This is a genomic window from Legionella rubrilucens (genome assembly GCF_001468125.1).
GTDB lineage: Bacteria > Pseudomonadota > Gammaproteobacteria > Legionellales > Legionellaceae > Legionella_C > Legionella_C rubrilucens.
Window position 1 is genome coordinate 370,197 of record NZ_LNYT01000020.1, and the last position, 24,168, is coordinate 394,364.

Consider the following 24,168-nt stretch of genomic DNA (forward strand, 5'->3'; position numbering starts at 1 on the left):
TTTAATGGTTGGCCATTCAGGAGTAATGCAGGTGAACGAGTACATTGCGCGCTATGAACAGCATAAATACGAAGGCTATTCGACGATTGATTCCCTTCTTTTCACCTTAAGTACCCTAAAGCAGAACCGGGAAGACTGGATTAACCGGAATAAGCTCAAGTACTTTGGCATTGGATTGCGGTTTGATAAAAATCCTTTTTTTCAGCCCAAAGTCACACAAAAAAATATAGCCATTATCGGTACGGTGATTGAAAAATTAAATGCGCTCAAAGTCAGCCCAGATTACCAGCACGAAGGAGAGACAGCCACAACCCGTCTTGAAATGTTCAGGATATTGGGAGAGCAGTTTGGCGAATTATCAAAAAATGGTGAAACTCAGCAATTATTTAATCACGTAATAAAAGAAGAGGGTTCGATTGATTTTTCCATGCGGGAAAGCACGCTTATCACACCCTCTCCCGTGGATATCCTCACGGAGAACGGAGAGCCCTACGTCGATGAGCAAACGTGGGCACTTCCTTCTATTCAAGCGATGATTGAATCCAAAGGGATTCCTGTCAATTTGTTTGACCCTTCTGAAACGGATTTAACACTTGAACATGACCTTCAGGATCATGTGCAATGGGCCTACAGTCGTATTTATCAGTATGCCTATCCCTCCTCGTATGATGACACCCTCATTGCACGGTTCCATCATGGCATTCAGCATGTGACCCGGGCGGCTAACTATGCGCGCGTATTTGCTAATTTGTACCGGAAATACGGTGATGAGGAAGCACAGCATTTAACCGAAAATGACATCAAACTCATTCAAATTGCTCTGTTATTTCATGATTCGGCGCGCGAAGGGGATAACGAGGATTTATGGGATCACGAAAGTGCCATTCTGTTGTATTGGTATCTGACTCGCATTTTGCATGTGGACAGCCAGACGGCAAAATGGGTTGCAGAAGCTACTGCCAATAAGGATCCCAGTCCTGAGAAAGGCTATTTTGAGCTCAACGAAGACGAAGACGGGCAACTCTCCTGGCAGTTTTCCCAATTTGAAGAGGGATTTTTCCCCCCAAAAAACATTTATCAAAAAATAATTCATGATTGCGATTGCCTGGATATTATCAGGGCGAGAAACCAATACGATGCCAACTACCTTGATTTTTATAAGGATATCGCCAGCCAGAATGAGCTGGCTTTGGAAGAAATGGCTGAACTCATTATTGAAGCCAGGGGTCTTATTCATCACCAGGGCGATTCCTACATCACCAAAGACGAGGCACGTAAGCTGGAGTATGAACATGAGGAGGTTCATGCTCGAATCCAGACCGACATGCAATCCGGTGCTTACCCTATCCTCCAGGCTTTGCACGAACGATTATTATCCGTCGAAGAATTACAAACCCTAACCCTGGTTGATCTCACGCCTTTTGATGACACAGCGCCGATGACTGGAAAAAACCTGGCGGCGGCGCTCAGAGAAGGGCGGATTCTGGCTCGCGGCATTACAACGCCGAGCGCTTTGCCTAAACCCAAAGCCAATAAACCGATTCTGCCTGACGAAACCCTGGCTGAAAAAGAAATAAGGAAATCAATGCGAGCTGAGGGAATTAACACAAAAAGCAGAAAAGAGCCTCCAAACCCAAAAGACAAAAACCCCCTGCGCTCCACGTCCATTCTTGGGTACGGGAGCGGTGTTTATCCCGCGGCGGGCCTGTTAATTTTTAACCCCAATTTGAAACAGGTCCGGCGCGTTTCAACCGAAGATTTTGACAGTGGCCGAGGCCAGAAAGCACATTTGGCCCATTTGCAGGAGAAAGAATACAGCGAATCCCGAGAAATGCTGGGGCAGGAATTAACCGATCTTCATCACAAAATGAAATTGGGCTTATTTGGCAAAAAAAACCAGCAAGGTTCAAATTACGTTGAAATTTTATATGACATCGACCGGTATGACGCCATTTTCTATACCAACGATCCAACCATAGGCAATTCCATTGCTTATGACGATTTTAATCCTGCACACCGGTTCTCCCCATTATTGCAGGCTGTTTATTTACAGAAACAATACGAAAGGCAATACGAAGCCACACGGGCGGCCTATCGCGAACGCTACGGTGAAGAAGGTGAGGCATTGTTCCTCCAACGATTTGGCTCTGACCCACGGTTGCCCATTCATGAATATTCCGGCTTAAACAATAGCCTGGTTCCTTGTGATGCGGCGTTATTGACAAAGGAAAACATTGTGCACATGTGGGTGGACATGTGCTCTGATTTCATGAGGGATAGCCTGCTCCATTTGGATGAGGACACGAGCTATTATGTTCATGATTCATTTTTCTATTCGTTAAACGTCGAGGACATCAAGGTGTGCAGTATGTACAAGATCAAGGTAAACACCCTCGCACAAAAAAATCAACCGGCTGATTTAAGTTACGATGAGCCTCTAAGAAAACAGGTGTCGGATGCCATTGAAAAGGCTAGAGAGAACATAGTCGCTGAATACGAACACAGCCTGTTAGAAAAACTGGCGAACAATCAAGAGTCTGCTTTATCCACAACAGGCTTTTTAGTGCTCCAATACAGCCCGCACCTCAGGGAACAGGCTGCCGATAAAATCAAAGCGGATCTGCTTGACTTTGTTCATTCAGGAGAGTTGGATGCCTGCCAACTGGCCAGCATAAGCCTGCCTGATGTACCGATTTCGACCCTGGATATCCCTCACTGCAATGCAAAAGCAAGGAATGCCTTTTGTAAAAGTAAGCTGATAAAAGCCTTTATTTTGTGTCAACAATCAGGATTAGACAATGAAGCTCAACTGATTCGCAATAAACTGGGTGAGTGGGCCAAACAACTTCTGGAGGATAATGATTTAAGCAAATCAGGACTGAATGAACGGCTCAAGTTACGGCAGCTGATGATGTTAATGGACCCTGAAAACCCGTTATTACCGGCGGTAAATGCCAGCGTGAAAGAGATAATTGGCCAATTAACAACCCATTATGCGAGTAACAAATCCTATTTGCAATCCAGTTATCAGCTGATAAAAACCCTGGATGGGGCGGGCTTTCCCAGGTCCCAGTATCAGGACGAGTTTCGTGTTGTTTTTGATAAAATGAGTGAAGCCCTCCCGGCGTTGCGTCCGTCGGACTGGCTTTATTACGCCAAGGTAATCAAGTTATTAAAGGAAGAACCACATCCCGTGATTAACCGCTGGCTCGCCGAGTATGAAGACAAGATTTACAATGCAGAGGACCTGCTGGGCACTTTTAAAAACTTGAATTTCACGTTGAGCGACGAGAACCTGGAGTTGTTCAACCTGCTGGTGCAGAAACTTCATTTCAACGCAGAGCCCAGGCGGTATGTGCAACTTCCCTATTGGTTTAGGGTAATTAAACGATTGGAAGCTTTGACTGAGAATCACCAGTTTTCAGAATCCCAATTAAAAATCTTGAATGACCGATTGGGTGAAATCGCAGCAACACTGATTGAGGAGGGGCAACAGATGTCGCCTTTTTATTCCTACTATTCAAAAGAGCAGAAAGGCTATCTTCAATTAATTTCTTATGCGAAAGAAATAAACACCATTCTTAAAGCCAATTCGTTACCAGTTCCCGATTCCTTGATTAACGAATTCCACGCCGCATGCAATGCGCTCGATCAATTCGATTTAAACCAAATCCAATTCGCTAAAGCCGAAATTTATCTGGTCAAAGCGGTTCACAGCCAATTGCCAGGGCAAGAAGAAAGGGCGCACGTGCTGGAAAAGATGACTGATTTTATGAATACCAAAGCGCAAGCCGAAAAAGAGGCGCCTGGTGCCCGTACAGCGTCAGGTCTTTAGAATACTACCGGCAAGGCACTGGATACAGCGTCTGATTAAGAGGGATGTTAAATTGTACAAAAAATGCCATTTGGTTTAATTATTTGCACTTTTTTGCTACAATTTTAACAGGTTTACTTGCAGTAGAGTATTATGCCTCTGTCAGCGAAAGACATAGCCTCCGGAGTCGATATAACTTCTCATTACCTGGGAAGTGAGGATAAGTCGTTTAAGATTTTTCGTTACGATAAAAACGTTTATGCAGTTCGTTATAAGGACACGGACGCGGTTGATTTTGTTCACCTCTGGGGTAGCCAGAAAGGGGAGACGCACAGTAAAACTAAACTCCTGGGTGCGGGGAATTTTGGTAGGGTATTTAAGAAAACAGACACGAAAGCGTTTAAAGAATTAGAGGATAAACGCTACAACGGGAAGGAAATTCAAAAAAACCTGACTATCCTCGAGCATAAATTTTTGCTGAAGGAACAGGGCATTGAAGAGTATTTTGTCTTAGGCCTCTGGAACATTAAAGACAAAAACCACGTGGTTTTTAATATGCCGCAGCTATTAAGCAAGAATTTACCGAGAGACATCGCACCAGCACAATATGAGAAGTTTGTTGTTCTTGGTCTCAAAAAATTAAACGAGCTGGGTTATCATCATCCTGATTTGGCCGATCACAATTGGCATACCAGCCCGCAAAACCTGTTCTCCACAGCGGAGGGCATTAAGGCCATTGATTTGGATGAAGGATTTCGTCCTAATGATTACAGTGAAGAAAAGAAAGTGTATGGAAGAGATCAATGGTTATATGTTTATAACTATGTTCATAATCATTACTTTCCTTCTGAAAACACAGCATGGCGCCAGGAAGTTGAAAATTGGTACAAAAAACACCAGGGCGAGGCACTGTCTAATCATCCTCAAGCACTGCTAATGCTCCATCATCAGGGAAAGATTGCGCTACCTGACAGCATCGCCCATGAACTTCATCTTAAAAATTCGACCAGGGCAGTAGAGGAATACCGTTCTGGCAGCAGAAAAAACAGGCTCCATTTTTTCCATGAAGTCAGTGTGAACGATGCTTCTCATGATCGCTTTAAAAATCAATACAAGGGTATAAAGGGCGATGCCTTGAAAAGAGCTATTCTTAACGGACTTAAAGATGAACTGGCTGAGGCCGAGACAGAAGAGGCGCTTTTAGACATTATAACCCGCTTCTTAAAATCGCCCGAAATGGCCATTCTGGATAAGGCACAAGGCAAATTGACGCACAGCTTTAACCTTAAAACGGATTCCCATAAAGCCGCGGAGAAACTTTTTGAGGCAGCAAAGAAAAGAATTAATGATGCTGCTTCAGAAAAAGCAGCGGACAGTCCACTGGTGGGTAAACTTTAAAACAGTTCGTCGAGGAGATCATCCGGTTTCAATTGCTGCAACTCAATCACTGGCAATCCCTGGCAGGGACATCCATCTTTGGCAATCGTCCCGTTGCTCCAACCGGTTGCTGCAAAGATACAGATTAAACACCGTATTCCCAACAATTGAGAAAGGTTATTTTAAAGATTGCAGGCTGAATCTTAAGGTTTAGATCAATTTAAATTGACAATGGATAAGACGCTTCTTAAAGTTAAACGCTTAAACGCACGGTTTAAGTCAACCTCAAGCGGAATAGTGTATGACTAATGTATGGACAGGCATAGTCTTCCCGATTACCTACCTTTACCTGGTAAGGATTATGGGAGTGCTTTTGTTTACGCCTATTTTTTCTGCTTCGATTGAACACATTCCCCACGCCACGCCCTTTTTAGTGGGTGTTGCGATAGGAATATTCGGCTTAACACAAGCCCTCCTTCAAATCCCTTTTGGCCTGTGGTCGGATAAATTTGGCAGGAAAAAATTAATCAACATCGGTTTGTGCAGTTACCTGCTGGGGAGTGTGCTGGGTATCATGGCAGGATCCATCTACACGCTGATCCTTGCACGCATAGTTCAGGGGTTGGGAGCGATATCGGCTGTTTTAAGTGCTTTAATGGTGGATTTGACTCCTGAATCCGTGCGATTGAAAGCGTTTGTTTTCATCGGCATCATGATTGCTATCCTTTTCATGGTGTGTATGGTTATCTCCCCAGTCCTTGTGGATTATTTCGGTTTGCCGGTTTTATTTTACATTCTGGCAGGGTTTTCATTGACCGGGTTGATGATTAGTCAGTATGTCATACCCAATCCGGGTAGAAATCTCACGCCGAGTATTGAGCGCACCTCGATAAAGGGCTTGCTTAAAGATAAAAAATTAGTGGTTCTAAACCACAGTATTCTGATTCAGCACTTGCTGGTGTGCTCGACGTTTTATGCAGTTCCTATTGTATTAAAACAATTAGTTCAACGGGGCGAGCTAAGCAGTGCGCTTTATATTTATGCGCCGTCGCTAAGCCTGAGCTTTGTTTTGATCGTACCCCTTATCCGACTTTCTGAAAAATACCGATTGGCTAAACCGCTTTTTCTCTTAAGCATTGCCACTTACAGTGTCATCCAGTTCAGCATGGGCTTTAAGCCGGGTATTTTCACCCTCATTTTTCTGTTTACTTTGTATTTTACAGCCTTTAATTTTATTGAAGGCAATTTATACGCGTTCATTTCGAACCATTGCTCACCCGCCACCCGTGGAACAGTGCTTGGATTATTTACCACCTATCAGTTTTTTGGCTTTTTCCTTGGCGGGGTATGTGCCGGGGTAATTGATCAGTTTTTTTCGCTGCATACTCTCTTCATTGTTAACGGTCTGGTCACGATGGTGTGGTTTTTTTATTCTTTCCGTCTGGTTAAGCAGGAATAAACCGGTGGATTGTAAACCTTTACAGGAGAAACAGTTGAACATTAAAAAGGGGATCGAACTCCTTCTCTGGGTTATTGTCCTTCAAGGCGTCGGGTTTCTTTTTGGTCTGTTAACCAAAGCCAATATCTTCCCCTGGTATGAGCATCTGAATAAGTCCAGTTTAACGCCTCCGCCCTGGGTATTTTCAACAGTCTGGAGCCTGTTGTACCTGCTGCTTGCTTACGTCGGATGGGTCTTGTGGACGAATAGAAAAGAGCCGCGTGTCAGGCCGTTATTTTACCTTTACCTGTTACAACTGGTCATGAATTGGAGTTGGACGCCTTTCTTCTTCCAGCGGCATTGGACAGGGTTTAGTCTGCTGTGGATTATTCTCATTGCCAGTCTGACGGGGATAATGATTTATCGTCTGTATCCTGAAAAAAGAACCCTTGCTGTCTTGTTAATGCCTTATCTGGTCTGGCTCGTGTTTGCCGCTTACCTCAATGGCGTTATCTGGCTGTGGAATTAGCGGAAAAGGCATTTTCAGATAGCCTTGCAGGCGCCGCTGGATTTTAAGCGGCGTCCAACTCATTAAGAAATAACAAATACACGCCATTGGTCCAGCCAAAACCAACTTCATTGCTGGTGTAGCTGTAATGGATTTTTCCGGATGTATGGATGCTTTCATCCAACACGTCGTATTTTTCAAAAACGGCCTGCGTTTTTGCAAATCCCTTGTTCACCGTATTGACAAATCGTTGGGCTAAATCCAGCGCTTCTGAGCGGTACCCATACCGTTTTAATCCCTCCACGGCAAAATAGTGCATGGGAGCCCAGCCAAAGGGAGCATCCCACTGCACTCCCTGTTTATAAGGGCTGGCCAAGAGCCCGCCTTTACCCATTAAAAGAGGCAGGTTTCTTACCACTGCCTTGGCTTGTTCCTTGGTCGCCAGGCCTGCCCACAATGGATAAAGCGTGGTAGCAAACAGGTACGGCCGTAATTGTTTGGTTTTGTGATTGTAATCAAAGTAAAAACCGCGTTGATTATCCCATAAGTATTGATTGATGCGTGCGGCACGTTGGCTCGCCCGTTTCTGCCAGACTGAAGCGGATTTGGAACGGTTCAAAAGGGTATAAATTTCACCCGTTTCTTTTTCCATTTGATAAAGAAAAACATTTAAATCAACGGGGATATAATCAACGATGGCTGCGCCAAAAGGCCCATATTTATTCGAGATATCCAATCCTGACTCCCGTACTGTCCTATCGGCTAGATAAAAGGCCGGCGTTAATGTCCCACGGTTGGCGTCGTAATACAGGGACTTGTCATAATCACGAATGTTATGGGTTTTAAAATAGCGTAACACGTTCTGATAATAGGTCTCCGATTCTTCAGGAGCAGGCCCTTCACCCTGAGCGTAATAACGCGACAACCCGGTTTCGGCATTCAAATGCGGTGGACTTACCCAGAATTGATAAAAGGTATTGATCGCAGGAAGAGTGGTTTCTAACCATTGCTTATCGTGAGTTCGGCGGTAATAAGCCAGGATCATTCCTGTTAATAAAGGGGGTTGGGATCGTTGTAAATAATACGTGCGATTCGCATTGAGGATGGTACCGTAATGATTAATTTCATATATCAGGTTGTCCACCATGCATCTGGCCAATTGTAGTCTGCCGCTTTCAAGTAATCCCAGTTGAATAAAATAGCTGTCCCAGCCATACATTTCATTAAATCGACCGCCGGGTACAACATAAGGGTGGGGTAAATAAAGCAGTCCATGCTCCTGGATATGGCTTACATCTTCAGGCAGAGTCCGAATGATCACAGGCTTCTTCGCCGATTTGGATGTGCCGGCAACACGGTTTTTAATGTGTTGCAGGTTTTCCCGGCGTGAAATATAGAGGATAGTCTGAGTTGAGTTCAATTTGTCATCTGCATGTGACCAGTCCAATTGATTCGTATCCCTGACCAGGACATCCCAGGTCGACTCCACGTAGGCTTTGACCTGTTCAGTCATCCTGTCTTTAACGGCTGCTGCCCTGCTGCTGAACCCGCTGATTAGCAGCAGGATTATCCAATAGCTCATCCATTTCTGCATACTGTGACCCCATGATCTAATCCATGACCATCCAGAGTAGCTTTCTTTTAAGCAGGATAAAAGCGTTATGAATAACCCTCTTCCCGGGAAGAGGGCGGTTCAATGGGTGTGAAGCGGATGCGACTAATCTTTAAAATGGGCATTGTTGTAGTCATTTTCCTCTTTGCTTCGCTGATCTTCTCTCCAATCCCATTTTCCGGAGCCGCCAGAAATTTTTTGAAGATCTTTTTCAGCTATTTTTTTGGTTTTATTTAAGCGGTTTTTGGAGTGTTCGGGTGTCTTTTTCATACTGTTAATCCAAGTTGTCTGACTTATTTAAGCATAGTATAAAAAGATGAAAATTCACTGCCCGCACTTTTCCATTTTTTGCGCCAATACGCTGTGAAGAAGCGGATCAGCCTGCCGAATAAATGGTTCTTGCTCTTCAACTGTGTGGTTAAAGCGATAAAGGTATTGTACTTTAAATTTAGTGTTTACAAACAATGACGCATCAAGCGCCTTGTAATTTCCCTTTTCAAAGAATACTGACAATTTTTTATTGCAGCCGGCTGGAAAGAAAAAACCATTAATAGGGCGTGCGTCGCTGTGTTTTTTTTCACCCTCTGCACAACAGGGGGAATGCGAGAGAAAGATGGTGATGTTAATGATTTTTTGTCCGGGAAACGTGGATTTAAACTGGCTTAACACATCGGGAAAACGGCGAATCAGATTTTCTTCTGCGTGATTGGATTCCGGAAATACGGCTGGTACGTTATCTGCCAGCATGAACTGATAAAGGCGTTGTTTTTTTTCCTTATTCCCATGCTTTGGGGCACTCACCTGCAATTCATTGCTGATGGCTATTTTGGCCTGCGCCTGTTTGAGAGTGGCAATTTCCGGATGCGGATTACTGCGAAAAACAAAATAAGCCTGGCCGTTTAAACTGATGATGGCGATCACTTCTTTGGGTTTGCGTTGCAAAAAGGCCATTATTTCTGAAAGGGAGCGATACAGCTTCATTATTCTTCCTGTGCTATCGGTCCAGTCAACGTCCTATCACTATATTGTTCTCCTGGGGGATGGTCAATAGGAATGCAGTCAGGTTTTTTTGATGCAGATTGGCGAGGGTATGTCCCGGTGTTGACGCCGAGAGCACGCTTTAATTTGCAAAATGCCCGATCTCAACTAAATAATATACCAAGGGAATCCAATTAAGTACCGCATGAAAAAATGGACTGGTTTTCTTATCGTGCTGACGATAATGGTTTTGGGGGCTTATTACGTGATGGGGTGGATGGCCATGCGTACGTTAAGCCAGAATATCGATGCCTTACCTGACAGCCCTGTCTTTAACATTTCACTGGAAAAGTACCATCGCGGCTGGTTTTCATCGCATGCCCTGCTGCACTTTAAGCTCCATGTTCCACCCCAGCCCATCACCGGGGCGGATGGGCAGGCGACCATGGGGCCGCCGGTGACGATTCGGGTTGGATTCCCTTTGCTGATTCAGCATGGACCTGTCATCGCAACCGAGACGGGCCTTCGTTTTGGAACAGCGCAGGTAACGACTCGCCCCGCAACCCATTATGGCGCATTCATCAGTTACCTGAACAAAACCATCATGACCTATACCCTGCCAGCGATGACGTTGTACACGGAAATCAATCCCTCCTTGGGCGGTTTTCAGTTCGATTGGCAAGGGCTTCGTCTCTGGCTGGGTTTGTCGCCGCATTTAAACGGGTTTGAAAGCCATCTTAAGGCGGGTGGTTTAACCATCAGTTCTAAGGATTTTAAATTAAAACTTCAGAAAATCGTCAGTGAGACGGAATCAACACGCTATCAGGAGTGGTTGTGGGTGGGGAAAACCCGGCTTTTCCTGCCTTCCCTGACGTTTACTACACCCGGACAGACGTGGTTTGATCTGACGCGCTTTAATTTGACCGTCACCAATCAGATTGAGGATGACAACCTGCGGTTTGATTGGCAATTGTCCCTGCAGAAGCTGTTTGCGAACAACCAGACCTATGGTCCGGCCACGATGAAATTGAGCATTCGCAGGGTGGATAGGGCCGCTTTTGCGAAAATCAATCAGCAGCTGTGGAATTCCACGGCGCAGAGCAACCCGGACAGGGCAATGATGGCGGTCATGATGGCATTGCCTGACTTGCTCGCCAAAGGACCGGTTATCGAACTCTCGGAATTTGATTTAACCCTGCCTGAGGGCAAGGTGATTGGCCATTTTAAAGTGATTTTCCCTGAGGTTCATCCCAAAGACGATGCAAAATTCATGGAAAAAGTGCACGGTGAAGGGCAATTCCGGGCGCCGGTGAAGGTTGTCAAAGCCTTGTTGATGGAATCACTGAAACGGCATGCGCCACCGTCTGCGCCTGCGGCTTCAAGGGAGCAGGCCCTGACGTTGGAGGCGGCCAACCCGGTCCCTGCCAATCAAAACCCGGATGTCGAACAACAGGCCGATCAACTGCTTAAGGATTACGTCAGCAGGGGTATTTTAAAACGTGAAGGGGAGGATTACGTGGTAAGCTTTAAGTTGGAAAATCAGCAATTGATTGTCAATGGGCAACCATTCAAGCCCTAGCGTGTGGGCGTGAAAATGAGTCACGCCCCAGCGTCATTAAGTCATCAACTGTTGGGTAGCAATGGCACCCAACGCCACCGTGATGTGAGTGATTGTGGCATTGCTCGGCAGGTAGTTTTTAAAAAAACCATAATAACCTGGTTCATTCTCAATGGAACTGGTATGCGATTCGATGAGGTCCTCTTCATCGCTTGTCTCTGATGTTTCCTCCACGAGAAGTTGTCTGGTATCTGCTGTTTCCTCTTGTATCCGCGCAGTTTGAGTCGCCTGTTGAGCCAGCAGTTTGTGGTATTGATCCTTAAGGAGTTGCTTTTCCTCCTGTAAATCGCGCAATTGCTGGAGCAGTGCCTGATTTTTTTGTTCCTGTTGGGTTAATTTAACCTTTTGAAGTCGCTCGTGGGTTTGTTCATAATTTTTCTGTACCTCCTGAAGATGGTATTGCAATTGATGGCGGTATCGTTCCCAATCCTTGGCCGAGGACAATTCCTCGTTTTGGCTGATGGTAATTTGTTTGAGCTCATCGTCATTGATTTCATGATGCAGGGCTTTTTCGGCGCTTTCGTATTGAAGCGCGGTAGTCTGGAGGGATTCGATGAGTTCAACCGAAAAAAAACAGGATTTTATCCAGTAATAGCATTGTGTAAACCAGGACAGTTGTTCCCAGCGGCTTCGGCAGGTGTAATAATTTTGACTGGCTGCATTGAAATGATTTAATTTTTGTTCGAATGAGGCCAGCTTTGCCTTAAGCTCAGAACGCTGGGACGCAAAAACAGTCAGCTTTTTTTCAAGCTTTTTGCAGACTTCAAGTCCTGAGATTTCTTCAGAAGGAATCAATAAGGGCTTGGGCTCAATGGGTTCAATGGGTATTTCTTTTTTTTGTTCCTGCGGGGCGGGCACGGAAGCGAACAGCTTGACCAGCCGGGTAATGTAATCCTTGGGGCTTTCCGTTTCTCCCCGGTCTAACTGATCATGCATGAGAGGAATGCCATTCTCTACGCAATAGGGTTTAATCTGGTCCAGAAGGGCTAAGGCTTGACAGGCAGTCGATTTTTTCTTGTCCTCAACGGATTTAACGACAAAGGACCGAAGCATCCAAATCGTGCCTTCATACTGCACGTTGCGATAATTTTTCAGATGCTGGTAGTAGACTATGGCAAAAATCAAGCTTTCCCGGCTGGTGATCTTCGGTAAATGAAATTCGTAATCCTCTTCTTCTGTTTTGAATGCAACGTTGTTATTAAATTTCACCGCCTCATGATGCAGGTGATTAGCCACTTCCTTAATTTCGGTAATCCCCTGGGTCTCGATCTGCAGCCCGATGCGAATTAAATTTCTGGCGATTTGAATTTGCCGTGCATATTCTGGATTTGTTTTGACCTGAGGAAGTTGGTTGATTAAGTCTTTAAAGCATTGCCAGTAAGCGGTCATCGAAATCATCATAAGTCCTTTAAGATCATCCCTTGTTTTAATGTAAAGGGGTTAGGTAAAAAAATCTACACTTCTTTTCGAAAGGGATGTCTTCATGGTCGCTAATTTATTGAATTTAATAATGTTTTAAGGCGAAAGGCGTCATTGGGGGCGCAACACTTTTCATCATTATCAAAATAACAGAAGACCGGTTTTCCCTCATCGTGCCAGGCGGTGATCTTGCTGGCGTACCGTTTGAGCGTCTCGTCTCCGTAAGAACCCTGATACGCCGAAGGGTTAGGGCCGTGCATGCGAATGTAGATAAAGGAGCCGGTCACCACCTCCGGGGACTGGTAGGTTTTAAAGTCATAAAAACACAGGCTCATGTCATGCTGGTGCAGTAATTCATAAAGTGCATCGCAAAACCAGCTTTGATGACGAAACTCAAAGGTGTACAGGTATTGTTTCGGCAGGCTTTCAACAAACGCCTTGAGTACCAGGATATTGAGAGGCCAATAGGGCGGAAACTGGAAAAGAATAGCGCCCAATTTGTCCTCAAAATGACTGAATGCCTGGAGCAGGTTGACGGTAGTTTCAGTCACGTCACGCAAACGTTTGATGTGGGTGATGTAACGGTTAGCTTTGCAGGAAAAAACAAAATCCGCTGGGGTCATGGCCACCCATTTCCTGACATTTTTTTCTTTGGGAACCTGATAAAAGCTGTTGTTGAGTTCAACGGAAGCAAACGTCTGGGTATAACACGGCAAAACCTGATCGGGCTTGATTTTTTCAGGATAGAAAATCCCTATCCAGCCAGGATAGCTCCAGCCTGACGTACCGATATGGACACCCTTTTTTTCCATGATGAGCCTGCAAAAGTCCTTTTTATAACTATAGACGCTGTCGCGGCCCTGCGGGCGTCTGCGCGATTTTGTTCTGTTAATAATCACATAATAATTTTTAATTACAATTAGATTATGTTTTGATTATTTTGTTGCAAAAATGAAAACAATTGCTATTGTAGGCGGCGGTCCCATCGGTTTGTATCTGGCCATCCGGTTGAGCCAGGTCTTAGGCAGTCAATTGAGTGAATTTAAAATCATCATTATTGAACCGAAACTCAATGATTACAATCGGCCGGGCATTGTTGCAAAGAATGTGCTGGACTTGATTGAACGGCACATCAAACTCGGTAATGAGGTACTGAAAGCCAGTGATGACAGTGACAGTTCCATCTTCATCGGCCGGCTTGAAGCGGCTTTGCTCAAGGAGGCAAAGCATTACCCCATCCAGTTTGTCAAAGCCGCTCTGACCGGCATGAGCCCGCAGGGGGATTTACTGCTTGATAATGGCCAGCGCCTGACGTGTGATTACGCGTTTGATTGCACGGGAGCAAGACGCAAACTGATTTCTGCGGTCAATAGCCAGCTGCCGCCTGGGACCAAATTCACGGTTTCAACGGTGGGTGATAATCCCAGGAAAAATCATTTTGTTGCCTATGTGACCATGGATACCACCAATGCTGCACGAATGATTGAAGACACCCAAAGGGATCCTTTGCAGCGTGCATTGGGGTTGCAGCGTTTGCGCAGTGAATTTAAATGGCCTGAATTTGTTGAGCCGGAACTCAGTCAACGCCGCTACACCACTGACGAGTCGGTGCTTTTTTATCTTTATTATGAAACCCCGCCGCAGTTTAATTCGATTTCCCAATCCAAACAGAAGGAGTGGTTGTCGGCGTTAATCGAATTCAAGACAGGCCATGCGCTTAAGTTCCACGTCGAAGACGATCCTCTGAAATTCAGCGCTTTTGTTGTCGATCCGGACAAGGTGAATGAAGTCTATCTGCAAACCAGTGCCTTGCCCTTCATTGCGTTACCTATGGGTGATGCGCACATCAAACCGGATTTTCGCCTGGGAATAGGAATTCGCAGCGGCGTTTTAAGAGCAGAATCGTTTATTACGGCATTGGTTAAAAGCGGCGGAAATATACCTGGGGCATTAAAACCCTATGAGGTGTTGGTGCAAAATCCCATGGGATGGCATGAGCAGACCCTGCAATCGGAGTACCGCCTGGAGAAAGAAAAAATAAAAAATGCCCTGCCCCAGACGAAAAAAATGTACATGGCGGCTTTATCCCAGGTCGAGACCGATATCGACCGGTTAACGCTTGAGGCTGGCCTGGATGACATCAATACACAACTCGCACTGGAACAGCTGGCTCTGGCCAGAGAGCATTTTGCGATTGCCGCACATGAAAAAAGCGACCAACAGCCTATCCGACGAATTCGTCTATCCAAAACCAGTGTCGTTCTTCAGGAGGAAGCCTTGCGCGATTGCGAGAAAGCCTTATTTAGTGCCCTGGAATTGATGCCAGCCCATAAACAGAACGTTGTTAAAGACGAATTGCTTGATTTGGCGAGGAGTTACAAGGAGGTTGCCGGCCGGCTTTTTCTAAATGACCAGAAAGCGACTGCGAAGATTTATTACAAGGCCGCGGCTAACCTGTTAGACACCTTTTTTTCAGCGGAATACTCCTTGGAGTTAGTGAAAATATATTCCAATTTATTAATCATTGCCAAACAACAACAGCAATATAACTTGGTGGAAAATTACAATAATCTGGCTTTACAATGGTTAAAGCGTCAGGATGAGTCCTTACCTGAGGTTAAAAAACTAAAGGACAAAATCCGGTATAATCATTGTAAGGGCATACTGACGCAAATAGCGAATGAAGCGAAAAAAGAAACGCCGGACAAACAGGTGATGGCCAAACTGGAAGAAGCAGAAATCAATTATAGCCAATTACAGAGTCAGGATCTGTTATCCGAGACGGAAGATAAGAAACTGGCGGCGCTTATGGGCAAAATAAAGGAAAGCAGCTTAAAAAACACCCAGACAATTGATAAAACCACCTAAAGGTTTGGGATAGCCGCTACGGGCCTTAGAGCGAATCCAGCGATTCATTGAAGGCAACAACCTGATTTCTGCCATTGTGTTTGGCGATGTACAAGGCTTTATCCGCGGCATTAATCAAGGGTTGAACGTCCCTGACCGGCGGGCAGCAGGCAATGCCCACGCTGAGCGTGACCACGAAATGGTGATTGTTGGCTTCAAATTGCAACTGGGATACCTGGTGACGAAAATTGTCGCAGATGCGAATGGCATGCGCCTGCTGCACTTCAGGCAGGACGACAGCAAACTCCTCACCGCCATAACGGCCGATGATGTCTGAACGTCGAAAGGAATTCTGCAGCAGAATGGCAATTTTACGGATGACCTGATCGCCGACCGGGTGGCCAAAATTATCGTTGATTAATTTAAAATGATCGATATCCAGCATGGCAAACGACAGGGGCTTTTTATTACGCTGCGCACGCGACACTTCATTTTCAAGACGCTGGATAATGTTGGTGTGGTTATAAAGCCCGGTAAAGCTGTCTTTGACCATGAGTGATCCAAGTACTCGGGCCCGTTTGGCACGGGACGTCAGAACATGAATCAAATCCTGAGGCTCCACGGGTTTTAACAGGAAATCATCACCGCCCAAGTTTAAAGCGGACAATTGTTTGACGCGATCGCCTTCGCTGGAGAGAAAAACAATGGGGATGCCTGTGTATTGCGGTTCCTGACGCAGCAGGACGGCCAGTTCAAGGCCCGTGCATTCCGGCATATAGATATCCATAAGCAGCAAATCCGGTTGAAAATCTTCAATGGATTCAATCAGTGCCAGCGGGTTGGTAATAAAGCGCGCCTCCATGCCGGCTTCTTTTAAAATCAGGGCATAGTATTCTGCAACCGAGATCGAGTCATCAATGATGAGGATGCGGTAAGGCTCCCGCGGCTGGCCGATGGTGATTTGAATTAATTTTTTAGCCAGCAGAAAAGGATCAAGGGGTTTTTGATAAAAATCCGTGCTGCCAAGACGGATGGCTTTAAGCCGGGTTAGGATATCCCCTTGACCCGCTAAGCAAAACAAGGGAATAGACCGTTTAAATTGGCTTAAGAAGTCGGTTAGGAATTCGGTCTCTTTCTCTTTCAGTGAATCCAGATCAATGAGGATGGCTGCGGGGATCTTTTTTTCAATCATGTCTTTGAGCGACGCTGCCTGAGTGATTTTGAGTAATTTTAAATCGGATTCCTCCAGATTTTTTTTTAATTCTTGAGCGAGAGAATCGCTATTGCCTAATAAATACACCAGCAATTCCTGAGGCTTTTTTGCAACCTTCACCGGACCCGGGGAAGGGGCTTCAGCGATACAGTCAGTCAGGATCAATTCCAGGTATTTCAGTAATTGTTCTATCTCGCGTTGTTCGTTCAACGAAAGAGGATCATGGCGCTCCAGCAGAGATTTTAAATACACCTCCAGCGAACGGGCGGCTTTTCCCAATTCGGTGTAGCCATAGGTGCCTGCCGAGCCGCACAGGCTGTGAACATTGCGATGAAAATCAATCAGACGTGCTTTATCCCAGTCTTTCAGCAAAGCGGTCCATTCCTCCCGCAGTTTCTCAATTTTACCGGGCAGGCTCTGGCGATACATTGCAAATAACGCGTTTAACTTATGCTGTACATCCTCTTTCATGCCTGTCTTTCCCACGCCGATTTAATCTTATCGGCCAATGTCATCGGATCAAAGGGTTTGGAGATTACTTCCAGCGCGCCCATGGCCATGTAGTGTTGTATTTCTTCGCTTTGTATTTTTGCGGTCATGAAGATCGCTGGAATTTGCACATAACCTGGCATTTTACGCAGTTCGCTTAAAGCCGTTGGGCCATCCATGCCAGGCATCATCACGTCGAGAAGCAATAAATCAGGCTCGGTCTCTTTGGCCGCTTTAAGGACATCAAAGCCGTTGGTGCAATAAATCACCTCAAAGCCACCTAAATCTTCCAGCGCGATTTGCGCGATTTCCCGGATATCTGACTCGTCCTCGGCATAAAGAATGGTATTAAGAGTTTTGCTGGACATAGTGATCTTCCTTTAAGGGTTCAGGAAACAGATTCTTAATTTTGGTCAACAATTCATTATTGGTGATTTTTGATTTCACCAGCGCATCGATGACATAGCGCGAGAAATCCTTATCCAGTTCGGTCGCCGAGTAGACAATGACTGGTATCTGGCGCTGGGCAAGCAAAGGCAGCAACGAACTGCCATTGCCATCAGGCAGGAGGAGATCAAGAATCACGGCATCCACCTTGGTTTGCAGCAATTGGGCCTTGGCTTTTTTAAGGGTATCCACTGCAATAAGATTGACTGTTTTACTTAAGACCTCGTGAATGATTTTCTGGGTATCGGCATCATCTTCAATGTGTAAAACCACCGGCAGACTGCTTGATTGCGGATGGTGAATGCGCGAAATGGCCTGCGTTAACTTGCCAAAATTGATGGGTTTCTCCAGCCAGTCAATGACGGAGAGAGCATCGCCATTAATGATTGCCTGGCCTGTTTCGGCGATGATGGAGAGGACAATAATGGGTAGATCATGGGTTTTCGGCGAATTGCGCAATTCACGGATAAACGTAATGCCATCCTGGTCTGGCAGGATTAAATCAAGCAGAATGGCCTCATAATTGTGTTTTTCGAGCAGCACTTTGGCCTCACCCACAGAACCGGCGATGTCGCATTGCCAACCGGAAGCCTCCATAAGCAGGCTTAGATACTTCGCCTGATCCAGGTCATCTTCGCAGATTAAAAACCGTTTCTCATCGGTGGCAGGCGTACTGCTTTCTCGCACCGGCACGTAAGCGCTGCTTGGCAAATCGAAGTAGAAGGTCGTGCCCTCACCCGGCTGGCTGCTGAAATTGATGCTGCCCCCAAGCTTCTCAATAATGATTTTACTGATACTCAAACCTAAGCCGGTACCGCTTTTTCCGCGTGTGGAGGAGGAATCAGCCTGAGAAAATTTCTGAAAAATCCGGGGCTGAAATTCAAGTGGAATGCCTGAACCCTGATCGGCCACAGAAACCCGGACCTGCTGATCGTGGGTTGAGAGTGAAATCGAGACTTTACCGCCCTGATTGGAAAATTTGACGGCATTGGAAATTAAATTGGCCAGAACCTGCATGAGGCGGTGCGGGTCGGCCTGGACATAGGTATCAGGCAGGCTGTCTTTCAGTTCGATGTCGATGCCGTATTTTTCCCCATAGGTTTTGTTGGCAATGATGGCTTCGTTGACCAGTTTGTTTAATTCCACGGACTGGATGTCAAACTCCATCTTGCCGCTTTCGATTTTCTCCATGTCGAGGATGTCGTTAATCAGCAACAACAGGCGTTCACAGTTTTTGTTGGCGATGTCCAGCAGTTTTTTGGCCTTATCGGAAAAATCCCCCACGGTGCCGCCCATGATTAAACCCAGTGAGCCTAAAATGGACGTCAGCGGTGTTCTTAATTCATGGCTGACCACGGAGACAAATTCGCTTTTGATTTTTTCAGTCTGTTTCAGTTCGGTGATGTCATGAATGGCGATCACCGCGCCTAAGGTATAGCCGTCTTCGCGGATAATGGGTTGCCCGTCGATAACCACGTTGCGCGAGATGCCGTTTCTGAATCGAAGCAGAAGTTCCTTGCCATGGATGCGTTGGCCTCGCAGGGCCTGATAAAGCGGCGTGTCTTCCACTGCAAGGGGGGTATCCTTGTTCAATTCATACAGTTCAAAATAATCGGTCTGCTCCATCGCCTGCGAGTTGGGTTTCATGTCGCCGACAAATTTGTGCAGGGCCTGGTTAAACACCGTAATTCTGCCCTGAGCGTCGCAGGCGATGATGCCGTCATCCAGGTTATTGAGCATGACATTGAGGAATTCTTTTTCATTTTGTATAACATTGAGCATTTTTCGATAGTAGGTCGACACGGTGAGTGCAAGGACAATAATCAAGCTGGTGACCCCGGCAATAAAGAGGGCCATCCAGGTAGGATGGATGGTGGTGGTGTGCTCCATGTTCATGCCGGCTAAGGGTGTAAACAGCGCCGCGGCCATGCCGGTGTAATGCATGCCGCATATGGCGATACCCATGACCAGGGCGCTGCCTGTTTTAAAGAGCACTTGCTGCTTCCCAGAGCGTTTTGTGCTCTCAATGGTCAACCACAGGGCCGCTTCCGAGGCAAAAAGGGCAATCAGAATGGAAAGAATAAATAAGCCGGGAAGGTATTGAATATTGACATGGGTTTTCATCCCCTCCATGCCCATGTAATGCATGGTGGCAATGGCCAATCCAATGAGAACGCCACCTTTGGCCACCTCGGCAAAGGGGCGTTTCTGATCCTTTAAGATATACAGGGCAAAGGCTGAGGCAGCGATGGCAACCAGCATGGATGAAATAGTCCATATCAGTTCGTAACTCATGGGCATCGCCATGATGAAGGCGAGCATGCCGATAAAATGCATGGACCAGATGCCAGCGCCCATGGCAAAGGCGCCGCCTGTGATCCAGTAAACTTTATATTGCGGCGATTTTTCCGCGCGAAGCCGGCCCACAAAGTCAAGGGCAACATAAGACGCTAAAACGGCAATGACATAGGATAAAACAACGAGTTTCAGATCATAGCGGCCCGTTAATAGATTGTCAGGCAGAGGGCCTGTGTGGAACCAGTTCAAGTCCGTTTTCATAGTCATCTCTACTGTGGCTGGCCTCATCATGAAACCATTCTGCTTTTTTTAGTATAGCTATTTTCCAAGTGGATGAATAATTGCTCGTTATTCTTTCACCTGCCCTTATTGTATGGCTTGAATGAGATAAATAATACCATTGTAGTCATCTGACAAATAAAGTTCCCCTGTTTTGCCTTCCACCACGTGTACCGGCCTGCCCATGACTTTTCCATCCTTTAAAAAACCGGTTATGAAATCTTCTTCAGTCATGTGCCCTCCTTCCAGGGTGAGCATCACCACTTTATAACCGACTTTCACGGAGCTGTTCCAGGAGCCATGCAAGGCCACTAAGGCTTTGCCGTACCAGGGGGATTGCCGGTTTTTAATGAAAGTCAGGCCCAACGGCGCCTGGTGTGCGCCAAATTCAAACACGGGGGGGAGGGACTGTTTAATCTGTTGCTCATGCCCCTGACCGTAGGTGGGATCGGGGACGCGGTTGCCGTTGGCATAGGGCCAGCCATAAAACTGATCTTCTAAAATGGCATTGAGTTCCTCAGGGGGAAAATGATCGCCTAATAAATCGCGTCCATTTTCAGTGGCGTAGAGTTTACCATCCTCAGGCGACCAGTCAAAACCCACGGAATTACGCAGACCCCGCGCATAAATGCTCAGTTGCGACTCGCCGGGCTTAAAACGGCTGATGGTGGCACGCAGCGGATTTTTTTCAAGACAGGCATTGCAGGAGGAGCCGATAGCGACATAAGCGTAGCCGTCAGGTCCAAATCGAATCGTGCGCGTCCAGTGCCCGCTGCCGGAAGGTATGCCGGTAATGAGTCGCTTATAATTCCCGACGGTAGTTCCTTTGTCTTCCTGAAAGGCAATACGCCCAATCGCGTTTTCCTCAGCCACGTACAGATAACCGTCATGAACGTCCATGCTGTGCGGTTTTTGCAGGCCTGAAACCAATACCCGGCGCTGTAGTGGTTGTTGATAGGGGATTAGAAGCACACGGCCTTTAAAGGGTTCGCTGACCAGTAAATCGCCTGCGCTGGTGATGTGCATAAAGCGCGGATTTTCAAGACCCTTGATGTAGGGTTTAATTGTAACCTGGGCTTTTGAGGCAAGTGCTGTGGGGCTTGTTTTTAAAAAAGAAAAAGAACTGCCAAATAATTCCCCCAGGGCAATATTAAATCCCAGCCATGGCATGCTTAAATAAATCAGGCCGCAAAGGCTGAGCGCGACCAGTGAAACGACCAGCAGTTTCTTCATCAATGCCCTCTTTATAATCGGTTAGAACCGGGGCTGTTAAATCCTTATCCTTTAGAGGATCGCGGATCGTGCCCGTGGCTGTCTTTAGCGGCTATTTGCCCGTTTTTGTTATGAATCACCAGTTCAGACTGTGCGCTTCGGCTCATGATTCTTGCCTGATTTACCGCTTCTTTTTTAGTCGAATAATGGCCAAGAGTTGACTGAACATTGGGTTTTTTAATATCCCAACCGCCTTTGGCATTGGGTACGACATGGTGCTCATTTCGCATGAGAGTCTCCCTGCTTAATCATGGATTGGACTTTTCATGAACAGTATAGTCAAGCCCGTTTAAAACGTCAGAAAACCTTACTGATCATCACAACGACGTTTTGACCAAGGTGGTCATTAATAATTCAGCTATACTATGCAAAGGATTATTGAATTCGAAGAATCAGGGATGAACCAGAATTCAAGCACATATTCGTCTTTTGCCGTTTCGTTTTTAAAAAATACGCGGCTGAATCGAGGTGTTCTGAATGCCATCTTCATTATGGCGGTCGCTGTGTTGTTGTTTATCAGCATCACGTCCTACAGGCAGGTTAATAACTTAATCACCGACAGTCAATGGGTGAATCACACCCATCGAGTCATTCAAAATGTGGAATCCACCCTGTACGGCATGGTGGATGCGGAATCACGCCAGAGAGCTTATCTGTTAACCGGATCATCCCTGCTTTTAGCTGACATCGATGTTATCAAAACGACGCTGACTGCCGAATTAAACAGACTGGACAGGTTAACAAAGGATAACCCGGAGCAAAATCAGCGGGTGAAGCAGTATATCCATTTAATTGACGAGCGATTGAATCTGTTGAATCAGGTCATGCAGCTCAAAGCCGGGGAAGGCATGACCACGCCTTCAGCGGTCAGCCTCATGAATCAAAGCCAGGATTTTTCCAACCGGGTGAAAAGCATGGGCCAGGAAATTAAGGCGGTGGAATTGATTTTGCTGCGGGAAAGAAATGCCACCGTCTTGGAAAATGCCAACATCACCAGTTTCATTCTTATCTGCGGCAGTTTATTGAGCATGTTGTTTTTAATTGTGGCCTTTATTCTGGCTAATATTGAGCTTCTGACCCGCAAGCAGACGGAAGATCACAACCACCACATTCGCCTGCGTCTGAAAAAAATCATTGAAAGCGCAAGCGACATGATTGCCGCGTTTGATAAAGACGGGCGTTTAATCATTTTCAATGAAGCTTATCAACGTGAATTTAAACGTCTTTTTGACAAATCACTAACCCTGCACATGTCGTTGGATGAGGCATTGAGTGACGTGCCTGAACCAAAATCGATCATGGCTGAGCAGTGGAAGCAATCACTCCATGGCAATGACGGCCTGACGAATGCGGAATTTATGAATGGCGCGGAAAAAAACATTTATGAAATGAGCTCCAGTTTAATTCAGGACGAGGACAATGAAATTAATGGGGTAGTGCACAGTATCCGAAACATCACCAAACGGGTGCAGGAGCATACGGAATTGCAGCGCTCGTATGAGCAATTGGCTGAAGGAATGAAGGAATTGCAGGATAAAAACCAGCAGATTACCCTTCTGGTGGAAATGAGCGACATCATGCTTGCCTGCAATACACAGGAAGAATTGAGCGTGGTAATGGCCAAATACGCCGAGCGACTGTTGACCTTTTCAGGCGGTTACCTTTTCATTATGCACCCGTCGAAAAACTACCTTGAGAAAGCCTGCGATTGGGGCAATCCCGCCACCCATGAAGTCACGTTTACGCCGGATCAATGCTGGGCCATTCGTCTGGGACGTATCCATCAGGGCAGTTCATCCCTGCATGATTTGATGTGTACCCACATTAAGGCCATGGACAATCCTTCCCGCGTGCTCTGTGTGCCGCTGATGGCACAGAACGACATTTACGGCCTGCTGTACATGGAGGTGTCCCCCGGTATTGCTCCATTGGCCGATGAAAATCAACGGCTGCTGATTACCGCGTTTGCTGAACTTACTGCGCTCGCTTTGGCCAATGTCCGCCTGAGGGAAAATTTACGCTATCAATCCATTCGCGACCCGCTTACCGGTTTGTACAACCGCCGATACCTCGAAGACTTTTTATTCAAACAGTTGCATCAGGCTGAACGCAGTAAATTGTCGTTTGCCGTGTTGATGCTTGACCTTGATCACTTTAAAAAAATTAATGATACCTACGGTCATGATGCCGGCGATTCGGTTTTAAAAGAATTAGGTCAAATTTTATACGAAGACATTCGTTTGGGCGATATTGCCGCGCGCTTTGGAGGAGAGGAATTCATTGTCATGCTGTATGACATCGAGAAAGAGGCCGCACTGACGCGTGCTGAAGCGCTGCGTAATCATGTGGCTACCGTAAGGCCTAAATACGGGGCGCAGCAGGTGGGGCATATCACGGTATCGATTGGCGTGGCCATGTACCCTGAAGATGGCAAAACCCCGTCGCAATTAATTGAAGCGGCTGATAAAGCCTTGTACCTTGCGAAAAGCCGCGGTAGAAATCGGGTGGTGATGTATTCCGACAGGGAGGAGGAGACAGAGCATACCCGGAAAACCTGAA

At 46.2% G+C, this 24,168-nt stretch carries 17 protein-coding genes; 7 read left to right on the top strand and 10 right to left on the bottom strand.

Annotated features, from left to right (window positions below):
* Positions 1-25: 25 nt before the first annotated feature.
* From Lrub_RS09460 to Lrub_RS09475, 4 genes are all read left to right on the top strand, one after another.
* Positions 26-3,835, top strand: coding sequence for a SidE phosphodiesterase domain-containing protein (locus tag Lrub_RS09460; RefSeq protein ID WP_058531866.1), 3,810 nt, complete (start codon positions 26-28; stop codon positions 3,833-3,835).
* Between the two features lie 132 nt (positions 3,836-3,967).
* A complete protein-coding gene (locus Lrub_RS09465; RefSeq protein WP_058531867.1) occupies positions 3,968-5,212 on the top strand; it encodes a hypothetical protein in 1,245 nt (414 codons plus the stop codon).
* Between the two features lie 280 nt (positions 5,213-5,492).
* Entirely contained in the window at positions 5,493-6,650 is a 1,158-nt protein-coding gene (locus tag Lrub_RS09470) for an MFS transporter (RefSeq protein WP_082651483.1), read from the top strand.
* A 34-nt stretch (positions 6,651-6,684) separates the two neighbouring features.
* Positions 6,685-7,158 carry a TspO/MBR family protein gene (locus tag Lrub_RS09475; RefSeq protein ID WP_058532268.1) on the top strand — a complete coding sequence of 158 codons (474 nt, stop codon included), beginning with the start codon at positions 6,685-6,687 and terminating at the stop codon, positions 7,156-7,158.
* Positions 7,159-7,201: 43 nt separating this feature from the next.
* Here Lrub_RS09475 and Lrub_RS09480 read toward each other — a convergent pair whose 3' ends face one another.
* From Lrub_RS09480 to Lrub_RS09485, 3 genes are all read right to left on the bottom strand, one after another.
* The gene (locus Lrub_RS09480; RefSeq protein ID WP_058531869.1) at positions 7,202-8,731 is read right to left on the bottom strand and encodes a trehalase family glycosidase; all 1,530 of its coding nucleotides are present in this window, start codon (positions 8,729-8,731) and stop codon (positions 7,202-7,204) included.
* Between the two features lie 123 nt (positions 8,732-8,854).
* Positions 8,855-9,019, bottom strand: coding sequence for a hypothetical protein (locus Lrub_RS14800; RefSeq protein WP_156413037.1), 165 nt, complete (start codon positions 9,017-9,019; stop codon positions 8,855-8,857).
* Positions 9,020-9,073: 54 nt separating this feature from the next.
* Complete coding sequence (locus tag Lrub_RS09485; RefSeq protein WP_058531870.1) at positions 9,074-9,730, bottom strand: hypothetical protein; 657 nt, start codon at positions 9,728-9,730, stop codon at positions 9,074-9,076.
* A gap of 202 nt (positions 9,731-9,932) precedes the next feature.
* On the opposite strand from Lrub_RS09485, the gene Lrub_RS09490 reads away from it, so the two are divergent.
* A complete protein-coding gene (locus tag Lrub_RS09490) occupies positions 9,933-11,306 on the top strand; it encodes a YdgA family protein (protein WP_058531871.1) in 1,374 nt (457 codons plus the stop codon).
* Positions 11,307-11,342: 36 nt separating this feature from the next.
* Here Lrub_RS09490 and Lrub_RS09495 read toward each other — a convergent pair whose 3' ends face one another.
* The gene (locus Lrub_RS09495) at positions 11,343-12,746 is read right to left on the bottom strand and encodes a hypothetical protein (protein ID WP_133134050.1); all 1,404 of its coding nucleotides are present in this window, start codon (positions 12,744-12,746) and stop codon (positions 11,343-11,345) included.
* A gap of 89 nt (positions 12,747-12,835) precedes the next feature.
* On the bottom strand, positions 12,836-13,576 hold the full coding sequence (locus tag Lrub_RS09500; protein WP_058531873.1) for a DUF72 domain-containing protein: 741 nt from the start codon (positions 13,574-13,576) through the stop codon (positions 12,836-12,838).
* A gap of 139 nt (positions 13,577-13,715) precedes the next feature.
* On the opposite strand from Lrub_RS09500, the gene Lrub_RS09505 reads away from it, so the two are divergent.
* Positions 13,716-15,632, top strand: coding sequence for an FAD-dependent oxidoreductase (locus tag Lrub_RS09505; protein ID WP_058531874.1), 1,917 nt, complete (start codon positions 13,716-13,718; stop codon positions 15,630-15,632).
* 25 nt (positions 15,633-15,657) lie between these two features.
* On the opposite strand, the gene Lrub_RS09510 is transcribed toward Lrub_RS09505, so the two are convergent.
* The 5 genes from Lrub_RS09510 to Lrub_RS09530 all read right to left on the bottom strand — a co-directional run bounded on the left by Lrub_RS09510 (position 15,658) and on the right by Lrub_RS09530 (position 21,839).
* The gene (locus Lrub_RS09510) at positions 15,658-17,295 is read right to left on the bottom strand and encodes a diguanylate cyclase (RefSeq protein ID WP_058531875.1); all 1,638 of its coding nucleotides are present in this window, start codon (positions 17,293-17,295) and stop codon (positions 15,658-15,660) included.
* Positions 17,292-17,681, bottom strand: a complete 390-nt coding sequence (locus Lrub_RS09515) for a response regulator (protein WP_058531876.1) — start codon at positions 17,679-17,681, stop codon at positions 17,292-17,294. The genes Lrub_RS09510 and Lrub_RS09515 overlap by 4 nt, the downstream gene beginning before the upstream one ends.
* Positions 17,662-20,325 (bottom strand): hybrid sensor histidine kinase/response regulator, encoded by a 2,664-nt coding sequence (locus Lrub_RS09520; RefSeq protein WP_237760791.1) that lies wholly within the window; start codon positions 20,323-20,325, stop codon positions 17,662-17,664. The genes Lrub_RS09515 and Lrub_RS09520 overlap by 20 nt, the downstream gene beginning before the upstream one ends.
* A 99-nt stretch (positions 20,326-20,424) precedes the next feature.
* Positions 20,425-21,570 carry a PQQ-dependent sugar dehydrogenase gene (locus Lrub_RS09525; protein WP_058531878.1) on the bottom strand — a complete coding sequence of 382 codons (1,146 nt, stop codon included), beginning with the start codon at positions 21,568-21,570 and terminating at the stop codon, positions 20,425-20,427.
* Between the two features lie 44 nt (positions 21,571-21,614).
* The gene (locus Lrub_RS09530) at positions 21,615-21,839 is read right to left on the bottom strand and encodes a DUF2188 domain-containing protein (protein ID WP_058531879.1); all 225 of its coding nucleotides are present in this window, start codon (positions 21,837-21,839) and stop codon (positions 21,615-21,617) included.
* Between the two features lie 168 nt (positions 21,840-22,007).
* On the opposite strand from Lrub_RS09530, the gene Lrub_RS09535 reads away from it, so the two are divergent.
* Positions 22,008-24,167 carry a sensor domain-containing diguanylate cyclase gene (locus Lrub_RS09535; protein WP_058531880.1) on the top strand — a complete coding sequence of 720 codons (2,160 nt, stop codon included), beginning with the start codon at positions 22,008-22,010 and terminating at the stop codon, positions 24,165-24,167.
* Position 24,168 lies beyond the last annotated feature (1 nt).

What these genes read in the sequence shown, in the direction of transcription:
- Lrub_RS09505 (WP_058531874.1), top strand. Translation starts at nt 13,716, where the DNA reads ATGAAAACAATTGCTATTGTAGGCGGCGGTCCCATCGGTTTGTATCTG.
- Lrub_RS09510 (WP_058531875.1), bottom strand. Translation starts at nt 17,295, where the DNA reads ATGAAAGAGGATGTACAGCATAAGTTAAACGCGTTATTTGCAATGTAT.
- Lrub_RS09525 (WP_058531878.1), bottom strand. Translation starts at nt 21,570, where the DNA reads ATGAAGAAACTGCTGGTCGTTTCACTGGTCGCGCTCAGCCTTTGCGGC.
- Lrub_RS09500 (WP_058531873.1), bottom strand. Translation starts at nt 13,576, where the DNA reads ATGGAAAAAAAGGGTGTCCATATCGGTACGTCAGGCTGGAGCTATCCT.
- Lrub_RS09530 (WP_058531879.1), bottom strand. Translation starts at nt 21,839, where the DNA reads ATGCGAAATGAGCACCATGTCGTACCCAATGCCAAAGGCGGTTGGGAT.
- Lrub_RS09535 (WP_058531880.1), top strand. Translation starts at nt 22,008, where the DNA reads ATGAACCAGAATTCAAGCACATATTCGTCTTTTGCCGTTTCGTTTTTA.
- Lrub_RS09470 (WP_082651483.1), top strand. Translation starts at nt 5,493, where the DNA reads ATGACTAATGTATGGACAGGCATAGTCTTCCCGATTACCTACCTTTAC.
- Lrub_RS09520 (WP_237760791.1), bottom strand. Translation starts at nt 20,325, where the DNA reads ATGACTATGAAAACGGACTTGAACTGGTTCCACACAGGCCCTCTGCCT.
- Lrub_RS09465 (WP_058531867.1), top strand. Translation starts at nt 3,968, where the DNA reads ATGCCTCTGTCAGCGAAAGACATAGCCTCCGGAGTCGATATAACTTCT.
- Lrub_RS09480 (WP_058531869.1), bottom strand. Translation starts at nt 8,731, where the DNA reads ATGCAGAAATGGATGAGCTATTGGATAATCCTGCTGCTAATCAGCGGG.
- Lrub_RS14800 (WP_156413037.1), bottom strand. Translation starts at nt 9,019, where the DNA reads ATGAAAAAGACACCCGAACACTCCAAAAACCGCTTAAATAAAACCAAA.
- Lrub_RS09485 (WP_058531870.1), bottom strand. Translation starts at nt 9,730, where the DNA reads ATGAAGCTGTATCGCTCCCTTTCAGAAATAATGGCCTTTTTGCAACGC.
- Lrub_RS09460 (WP_058531866.1), top strand. Translation starts at nt 26, where the DNA reads ATGCAGGTGAACGAGTACATTGCGCGCTATGAACAGCATAAATACGAA.
- Lrub_RS09490 (WP_058531871.1), top strand. Translation starts at nt 9,933, where the DNA reads ATGAAAAAATGGACTGGTTTTCTTATCGTGCTGACGATAATGGTTTTG.
- Lrub_RS09515 (WP_058531876.1), bottom strand. Translation starts at nt 17,681, where the DNA reads ATGTCCAGCAAAACTCTTAATACCATTCTTTATGCCGAGGACGAGTCA.
- Lrub_RS09495 (WP_133134050.1), bottom strand. Translation starts at nt 12,746, where the DNA reads ATGATGATTTCGATGACCGCTTACTGGCAATGCTTTAAAGACTTAATC.